The following is an 8,184-nucleotide window of genomic DNA, read 5'->3' as shown; positions in this document are numbered from 1 at the left end:
CATCTGGTCGTAGACCACGTCGGGGGTGAGCCGGCACAGGGTCAGGTCGCGGCGGCGCTGGCGGATCACCTCGTGCCCGGCCGCGAACGAGATCAGGTGCGTGAACCCCTCGATGGCGAGGGTGTCGCCGTCGCGGACCAGCTCGGCGACGGCGTCGCGCATGGAGGCGACCTTGCTCTGGCTCATGGCCCCTCTGCTCGTTCAGGCGATGACGTAGCGGTCGCGGCCGCGCCGGCCGCGACCTCCTCGACGGCCTCGGTGAACAGGCGCAGGGCGGTGTGGCACTGGTCGGCGGTGACGACCAGGGGCGGGGAGAGGCGGACGGCGCTCTCGCCGGCCTCCAGGACGAGGAGGCCGCGGCGGAAGCAGGCCAGCTGGACCTCCTCGGCCAGCTCCCCGGTGGGGAACTCGACCCCGAGCATGAGCCCGACGCCGCGGACGTCCTCGACCAGCCAGCCGAAGCGGGTCCGGAGGCGCTCCAGCCCCTCCAGCAGCAGCTCGCCCTGGGCGGTGGCGTTGTCGAGCAGCTTCTCGTCCCGCAGGACCTCCAGGGTGGCCAGGCCGGCGGCGCAGGGGACGGGGCTGCCGCCGTAGGTGGAGCCGTGGGCGCCCTTGGGCCAGCGCCACAGCTCGTCGCGGGCCATGAACGCGCCAAGGGGCAGGCCGGAGGCGATCCCCTTGGCCGCGATCAGCACGTCCGGCTCGACCCCGGCGTGCTCGACCGCCCACATCCTCCCCGTGCGGCCCATGCCCGACTGGACCTCGTCGGCCACGAACAGGATGCCGTGGCGCTGGCACAGCGCCTTGAGCTTGGCCAGCCAGCCCGGCGGCGGGGTGATGTAGCCGCCCTCGCCCTGGATGGGCTCGACGAACACGGCCGCGACCTCGTCGGGGTCGACCTCGTAGCGGAACAGGGTCTGCTCCAGCCAGTCGACGGTGGCGTGGCCGCAGTCGGGGAAGGTGAGGTTGAGCGGGCAGCGGTGGCAGTAGCCGTAGGGGGCGTGCAGCACCCCTGGGAGCAGCGGTCCGAATCCGGCGTGGTACTTGGCCTTGGAGGCGGTCAGGCTGACCGAGCCGTAGCTGCGGCCGTGGAAGGCGCCGTAGAAGCTGACCACGTACTGGCGGCCGGTGGCCGCCCGGGCCAGCTTGAGGGCCCCCTCCACGGCCTCGGTGCCGGAGTTGGTGAGGAAGGCCCGCACCGGGCCGGGCATGGGCGCGGTCGCGGCCAGGGCCTCGGCGTACTCGGAGTAGACGGGCAGGTAGAAGTCGCTGGCCGAGTAGTGCAGCAGGTCCGCGGCCTGGCGGCCGACCGCCTCGACCACCCGCGGGTGGGCGTGGCCGGTCGAGCAGACGGCGATGCCGGCGTTGAAGTCGAGGAACAGGTTGCCGTCGACGTCCTCGATCAGGGCGCCGCTCCCCCGCCGGGGCACCATCGGGTACGCCCGGGGCAGCGACGGGCTGGTGACGGCCGCGTCCCGGGCCAGCACCTTGCGGCCCTCGGGCCCCGGCACCTCGGTCCTGAGGTCCGGCACCGGCCGGGCCGGGTCCAGCCATTGATTCACCGGGGCACCCCCTCGGGGTTCCCCGGGCCCCTCCGGGTCGCAGGCTGGGTCAAGCGATCACCGTCTGGGACTGCTCACGCATGAACTGCTGGACGTAGTAGAGGCCGCCGCCGGCCTTGCCGGAGCTGCCCGACCCCTTCCAGCCGCCGAACGGCTGCACCCCCGGCCAGGCGCCGGTGGTGGCGCCGGCCTTGCGGTTGACGTAGACGACCCCGGCCTCGATCCGGTCCAGGAACTGGTCGACCTCGGCCTGGTCGGCGGAGTAGAAGCCGGCCGTGAGGCCGTACTCGGTGTCGTTGGCCAGCTTCAGCGCCTCGTCCAGGGAATCGACCGGGGCCACGGCCACGAACGGCACGAACAGCTCGTCCTTGAACAGCCGGTGGTCGGTCGGCAGGTCGCCGACCACGGTCGGGGCGACGTAGTTGCCCTTGGGCAGGTCGTCGGTGAGGACCTCGCCGCCGGCCAGGACCCGGCCCTCCTTGCGGGCCTCCTTGACCGCCTCCTTGAACCGCTCCACGGCCTCCCGGTCGATCACCGGGCCCATGTAGACCTCGCGGTCCAGCGGGTCGCCGACCCGCAGCTGGGCCGCCCGGTCGGCCAGGCGGCCGGTGAACTCGCCGGCCACGGCCCGCTCCACGTACACCCGCGAGCAGGCCGAGCACTTCTGCCCGGAGAAGCCGAAGGCCGAGCGGAGCACGCCCTCGGCGGCCAGGTCGAGGTCGGCCTTGGCCGAGACGATGGCCGGGTTCTTGCCGCCCATCTCGCACACCGCCGGCCGGGGCAGGCCCTTGGAGTACTGCCGGTAGATCTTCATCCCGACCTCGTAGCTGCCGGTGAAGGTGATGCCGTCGACGCCCTCGTGGCCCGCGACCAGCTTGCCGACCTCGTCCCCGCCGGGCAGGAAGTGGAACACCCCGGCCGGCAGGCCGGCGTCGCGCAGGCACTCGTACAGCTTGTAGCCGGTGAACGAGCCCTGCGGGGACGGCTTGAGGACGACGGTGTTGCCGGCGACCAGGGCGCCCCCGGCCGGCCCGGCGGCCAGGGCCATGGGGAAGTTGAAGGGGCTGATGACCGCCCACACGCCGTACGGCTTGAGCACCGAGCGGGTGTGCTCGTTGGCCGACAGCTGGCCCATCTTGTGGGCGAAGCCGTCGTTGTCCGCCAGCTGCTGGCAGTAGTAGCGGATCAGGTCGGCCGCCTCCTCGACGTCGCCGAGGGACTCCAGCCGGTTCTTGCCGACCTCCATGGTCATCAGGGCGGCGAGCTCGTTGGAGCGCTCGCTGATCAGGTCGGCGGCCCGGCGCAGCAGCGCCACCCGCTCCGCCCACGGGGTCGCCGCCCAGGCGGGGAACGCGGCCTGGGCGGCCCGGACGGCGTCGTCGACGTCGCGCTCGGTGGCCGAGTGGACTGCTGCCAGCTCCAGGCCGGCGTCGTTGGGGCTGGACAGGCTGAACGGCTCGCCGTCGGTGCGGGCTTCGCCGTCGACCACCGTCGGGATGGTCTGGCCGACCCATGACCGGGCGGTCTTCACGCCCTCCTCGTAGGCGGCGTGGAGCTCCTCGTTGTCGGCCGAGAGGGTGGCGTAGGTGACTCGGAACTTGGCCATGGGGGGCTCCCTTCGATGGAAGACGCGGGGCCGTGCGGTGCGGTTCGGAGACGAGTCTACCTGCGTGTTCAGGTCCAGCCGCCGAAGCTCCGGGCGGCCTCGACGTGGAGCTCGTCGGGCCCGTGGGCGAGGCGGCCGGCGACCATGGTGAAGATCGCCTCGCCGCCCTCCAGGTCGGCCGGGTCGGCGGCGAGCACGTCGCCGGCGAAGGCGGTCAGGTCGGCCCGCTGGCCGGGCTCGATGGTGCCGCTGATCCGCTCCTGGCGGGCCAGGATCCTGCCCCCGAGGGTGAACACCTCAAGGGCCACGGGCAGCCCGAGGCGCTGGCTGGGCCGGTGGTGGTGGACGGCGGCGGCCACCCCGTGCCAGGGGTCGAGCGGGGTGACGTGGGAGTCGGAGGAGCCGCCGGTCGGCACCCCGCGCCGCCACAGGTCGGCGAACGGGTTCATGCTCTTGGCCCGCCGGGGGCCGAGGCGGCGGGCGTACATGCCGTCGCTCCCGCCCCAGGCCGCGTCGAAGGCCGGCTGCACGCTGGCGGCCAGCCCCAGCTCGGCCATGCGGTCGGCGCCGTCGGCGCCGAGCAGCTCGACGTGCTCGATCCGGTGCCGGCAGCCCCGGAAGGCGGTCGGCCCGACGGCCTTCATGGCCCGCCGGGCGCAGCGCAGCGCCTGGCCGATGGCCACGTCCCCGATGGCGTGGACGCCGACCTGGATCCCGGCCTGGCTGGCCCGCACGTACAGCTCGGCCAGCTCCTGGTCGTCGTGGTACAGGGCCCCGCTGGTGTCGGGCCGGTCCTCGTAGGGGGTGGACAGGGCGGCGGTGTGGGAGCCGAGCGATCCGTCCAGGAACAGGTCGCCGCCCACCTGGGCCAGCTTGCGCTCGGCCACGTAGTCCAGGTCGCGGTCGCCCCAGTAGCCGATGACCTCGATGGGCAGGGCCTCGACCCGGTCGAGCAGCAGCTCGAAGTCGCGCTTGCCGGCGATGTCGGGCCCGCCCATCTCGTGGACGCAGGTCACGCCCCGCCGGGCCGCCTGACAGAGGGCGGCGTCCTGGGCGGCCAGCAGGGTGGCCCTGGGCAGGGTGGCCAGGGCGAACCGCCGGGCCAGGTGGTTGGCCTCACCCCGGGTCACCCCGGTGGGGGCGCCGGCGGGGTCGCGGTCGCAGCCGGCCGCCTCCAGCGCGCCCGAGTCGCCGAGCACGTCCAGGGTGGCCAGGCCCTGGTGGCCGTCGACCCGCGACAGGTACAGCGGGCGGCCTCCGGCCGCCGTGGCCAGCTCGGCCGGGGTGGGCAGCTCGGGGACCTCGAAGCGGGTCTCGTCGTAGCCGTCGCCCCAGAGCAGGCCGTCGGCGCCGTCGCGGGCCGCGGCCGCCCGGACCCGCTCCAGGACCTCGGCCGCCGAGCGGGCCTGGCGCAGGTCGGCGCCGTGGCCGGCCAGGCCGGTGGCCGACAGGTGCACGTGGGCGTCGACGAACCCGGGCATCAGGGTGGCGTCGCCCAGGTCGACCACCCGGTCCGCGCCCAGGGCGGCCACCTCGGCGGCGGGGACGACGGCGGTGATGCGCCCGCTCTCGACGGCCACGGCCAGGTCGAGGCGGCGGCCGAGGGCGTCGCCGAGACGGTTGCGGGGGTCGTGGAGGCTCGGCCCGGCTGCGCCCCAGACGGTGTGGGCGATGACCGCGAGGCCGGGCACGGGCGAAGGAACCTCCTCGGGGATCGTCAGGTTGGCAGTCTAGGCGCTGTCCCCCACGCCCGACCAGAGGGTGACCCCCCGCTATAGCGGTATCAGAGGTCGCGGGTCATACTCGTAGGCAGCGTGACCAGGTCGGCAAGGCGAGTCGTGTCAGGAAGGCGGGTCCGTGAGTCAGCCACTTCGCTACACGCTGAAGACATGGGGTCGGCGGCTGCTGATCTTCGCCATCATCTACATCCTGTTCATCCCCGTGCTGTACTGGATGTACAAGTCCAACCGGGGTCTGGACTGGTGGAACATCCTGGGCGGTGACCCCCGCGTCGGGCCCGAGTTCCGCAGCTACCTGATCAAGAACGACCACCCCCTGGCCCCCGAGTTCGACCTGTGGGCGACGACCAGGGCCCTGCCGTTCGCGATCATCAGCGCGATCGTCACCCTGGCCCTGTTCGTGGCCATCGTGCTGATCCAGTTCGTCGCCATCTTCTGGTTCCTGGCCCGGGGCCAGACCTACGTCATCTACCCGCGCGAGTACGACGTCAGCTTCGACGACGTCCGCGGCCAGCCCGAGATCGTCGAGTCGACCAAGGAAGCGCTCACCCTGTTCCAGGGGTTCAAGAAGTTCCGCGACGCCGGCGGCTACCCGCCCCACGGGATCTTGTTCGAGGGCCCGCCGGGCACGGGCAAGACCCTGCTCGGCAAGGCGATCGCCGGGTCGGCCAACGTGCCGTTCGTGTACGCCTCGGGGACCAGCTTCAACAACATGTTCATGGGCGTTGGCAACCTGCGCATCATGCGCCTGTTCAAGAAGGCCCGGAAGCTGTCGCGCAAGTACGGCGGGGCCGTGATCTTCCTGGACGAGCTGGACGCGGTGGGCGGGACCCGCGGGGCGGTCTCCACCGCCAGCGAGCCCGCCGACACCACCCGCCACTGGCTGGCCAAGGGGCCGCTGCGGATCATCATGGGCGGCATGGGCATGGGCGGCGCCGGCATGTACGTCAACGAGCTGCTGGTCCAGATGGACGGCATGATCATGCCCAAGGGGCTGTGGCGGCACGTCAAGCGGATCCTGCACCTCGGCAAGCCCAAGATCCCCCAGTACAACGTCATGGTCATCGGGGCCACCAACCAGGCCTCGACCCTTGACCCGGCGCTGCTGCGGCCGGGCCGCTTCGACCGCAAGCTGCACGTCGGCCTGCCCTCGGGGCCGGGCCGCGAGGACATCCTCCAGTACTACCTGGACAAGGTGCCCCACGACCCGGTCGACATCTCGCGGCTGGCCAGGGCGACCTACGGGTTCAGCCCGGCCCAGATCAAGAACCTGGTCAACGAGGCGCTGATCTTCGCCCTGGTCGACGGGCGCGAGAAGCTCAACTTCGACGACCTGTGGACGGCCAAGGTGACCGAGGAGATCGGCCTCAAGGAGGCGACCAAGACCTCGGCCCGGGACCGCCAGATGACCGCCTTCCACGAGGCCGGCCACGCCGTGCTCGCCTACATCCTGGAGCTGGACGACCAGATCCAGGTGGCCTCGATCATCAAGCGGCGCGACACCCTCGGGGTGGTCTACCGGACGCCGCTGGAGGAGCGCCACACCGAGCTGCGCGAGGACATGCGCCGCGACATCGTGGTCGCCCTCGGCGGGCTGGCCGCCGAGGAGATCTGGTTCGGCGAGACCACCACCGGGCCCAGCTCCGACCTGCGCCACGCCACCCGGCAGGCCGCCATCATGCTGGGCCTGCTGGCCATGGGCGACGACCTCGTCTCCTACGGGGTGCTGCCCCAGACCCCCTACAACGAGGGGCCGCTGGCCGCCATCCTCGGCAACCCCGACAGCCGCAAGGCCATCGGCGAGCTGCTGGCCGAGGCCAAGCAGCAGGCGGTCGAGCTGCTGCGGGCCAACGAGCCGGCCGTGCGGGCCCTGTCGGAGCGGCTGCTGGAGAAGGACGAGGTCGCCGGCGAGGAGCTCGAGGAGCTGATGCAGTCCAAGGCGGTGGCCAGGGCCACCCCGGCCTGGCGGCCGGTGCTGGAGCTGGTCGGCGACACCTGGCACACCCCGGCCCTGCTGGAGGCCTCGCCCCGCGACAGCGGCGCCACCGGCCCGACGATCTCCCCGCCGCGCCAGCCGAACCCCGGCGCCCAGCCCGGCACCGGCCTCGGCAACCCCAGCACCGGCCGGTCCTCGGGCGAGTTCGAGTGGTGAGCTAGCCGAGCCGGATCCGCAGGATGCGGCCGGGTCGACCTTGATCCGGCCGCTTCCCGGACAGGGGCGTGGGCCGGCTCCACCACCCCGCGGTACTCGCGGAGGCAGAACCGCTGGTAGGGGACGCCGGGTTTAGGTGGCCGTGACGAGACCGGCCGCGGCCAGCCCGGCCCAGACCAGCTCGGGATGGAAGATGTCGGAGTGGGCGCCGGCCGGCGGGCCGCCGCGGTTGACGATGGCGTTGCCGTCGAGGTTGACGAAGCGGCCCCGCTGGAAGGGGTAGCCGGTCCCGACCGGGCCGAGGCCGGCCACGGTGGCGTCGACCGCCTGGGCGCCGTCGTGGCCGATCCCGCCCCAGCGGTACAGCCGGTCCTCCAGGCCGGCGGCGTCGTCCCGGGAGCTCAGCGAGGCCAGCGGGTAGAGCTTGCCGACGGCGGTGTCGTGGTCCGTGAACGAGGCCACCAGCGGGCCGTCGACCCGGGCGGCCATGCCCTTGAGGGCGCCGCCGCGGGAGCGGTCCATGGGCAGGGCGTCGGCGAAGGCGAAGTGCGAGAACGCGCCCTGGAGCAGGTACAGCGACTTGACCGGGGAGTCGCCGTCGGGCAGGCCGGCCAGGGCGAAGGAGACCAGGCGGGCTCCGAAGCTGTGCCCGATCAGGTGGATGCGAACGTCGGGGTCGGCCCGGTGGATGCGGCCGAGCAGCGGGCCAAGGCCCTCCTTGCCGACCACCCCGGCCCGCTTCTTCATCTCGAAGTAGGTGAGCTGGCGCAGCGCCTCCTTGGCGCCGTCCCAGAGCCGCCCGAAGGTGTCGCCGAAGCCGGCCGCCGGGCCGCCGCCGCCGCGGGGCACGGCGTCGGCGAAGCGCCCGAACACCTCCTCGGGGTCGTCGGTGAGCAGGGCCAGCTCGCCCTGGTCCTCGTCGGCTGGCTCGGCGTCCGGCTCCCCGGCCAGCTCCTTCATCAGGGCCTGGAACCGGGCCAGGGCGGCCTCGTCCTCGGGCCGCTCCTCCAGCAGCCGGGCCAGCTCGTCGAGGGCCTGGTGCCGCTCGGCGCCCTCGAACACGTCCTTGAGATCCTCGACCAGGACCGGGTCGGCGGGCGGGGCCTCGGCCACCGGGCCGTCGCC

6 protein-coding genes are annotated in these 8,184 nt (G+C 73.1%); 1 reads left to right on the top strand and 5 read right to left on the bottom strand.

Annotated elements, in window-relative coordinates; genetic code table 11:
* The 4 genes from VF468_24650 to VF468_24635 all read right to left on the bottom strand — a co-directional run.
* Positions 1-186 (bottom strand): CoA transferase subunit A (locus VF468_24650; GenBank protein HEX5881480.1); only part of this gene is annotated, 186 nt, incomplete at its 3' end.
* Positions 183-1,562: an acetyl ornithine aminotransferase family protein gene (locus tag VF468_24645; GenBank protein ID HEX5881479.1), complete on the bottom strand. Its 1,380-nt coding sequence runs from the start codon at positions 1,560-1,562 to the stop codon at positions 183-185. The genes VF468_24650 and VF468_24645, both read right to left, overlap by 4 nt.
* A gap of 49 nt (positions 1,563-1,611) precedes the next feature.
* Positions 1,612-3,168 (bottom strand): aldehyde dehydrogenase family protein, encoded by a 1,557-nt coding sequence (locus VF468_24640; GenBank protein HEX5881478.1) that lies wholly within the window; start codon positions 3,166-3,168, stop codon positions 1,612-1,614.
* A 68-nt stretch (positions 3,169-3,236) separates the two neighbouring features.
* Positions 3,237-4,859, bottom strand: coding sequence for an amidohydrolase (locus VF468_24635; protein ID HEX5881477.1), 1,623 nt, complete (start codon positions 4,857-4,859; stop codon positions 3,237-3,239).
* Positions 4,860-5,025: 166 nt separating this feature from the next.
* On the opposite strand from VF468_24635, the gene VF468_24630 reads away from it, so the two are divergent.
* A complete protein-coding gene (locus tag VF468_24630; protein HEX5881476.1) occupies positions 5,026-7,059 on the top strand; it encodes an AAA family ATPase in 2,034 nt (677 codons plus the stop codon).
* A gap of 132 nt (positions 7,060-7,191) precedes the next feature.
* Here the strand turns inward: VF468_24630 and VF468_24625 are convergent.
* On the bottom strand, positions 7,192-8,184 hold a 993-nt coding region (locus VF468_24625; GenBank protein ID HEX5881475.1), incomplete at its 5' end, for a serine-threonine protein kinase.

Source organism: Actinomycetota bacterium, assembly GCA_036280995.1.
Lineage (GTDB): Bacteria > Actinomycetota > CALGFH01 > CALGFH01 > CALGFH01 > CALGFH01.
This window is presented reverse-complemented; position numbering and strand designations above follow the sequence as displayed.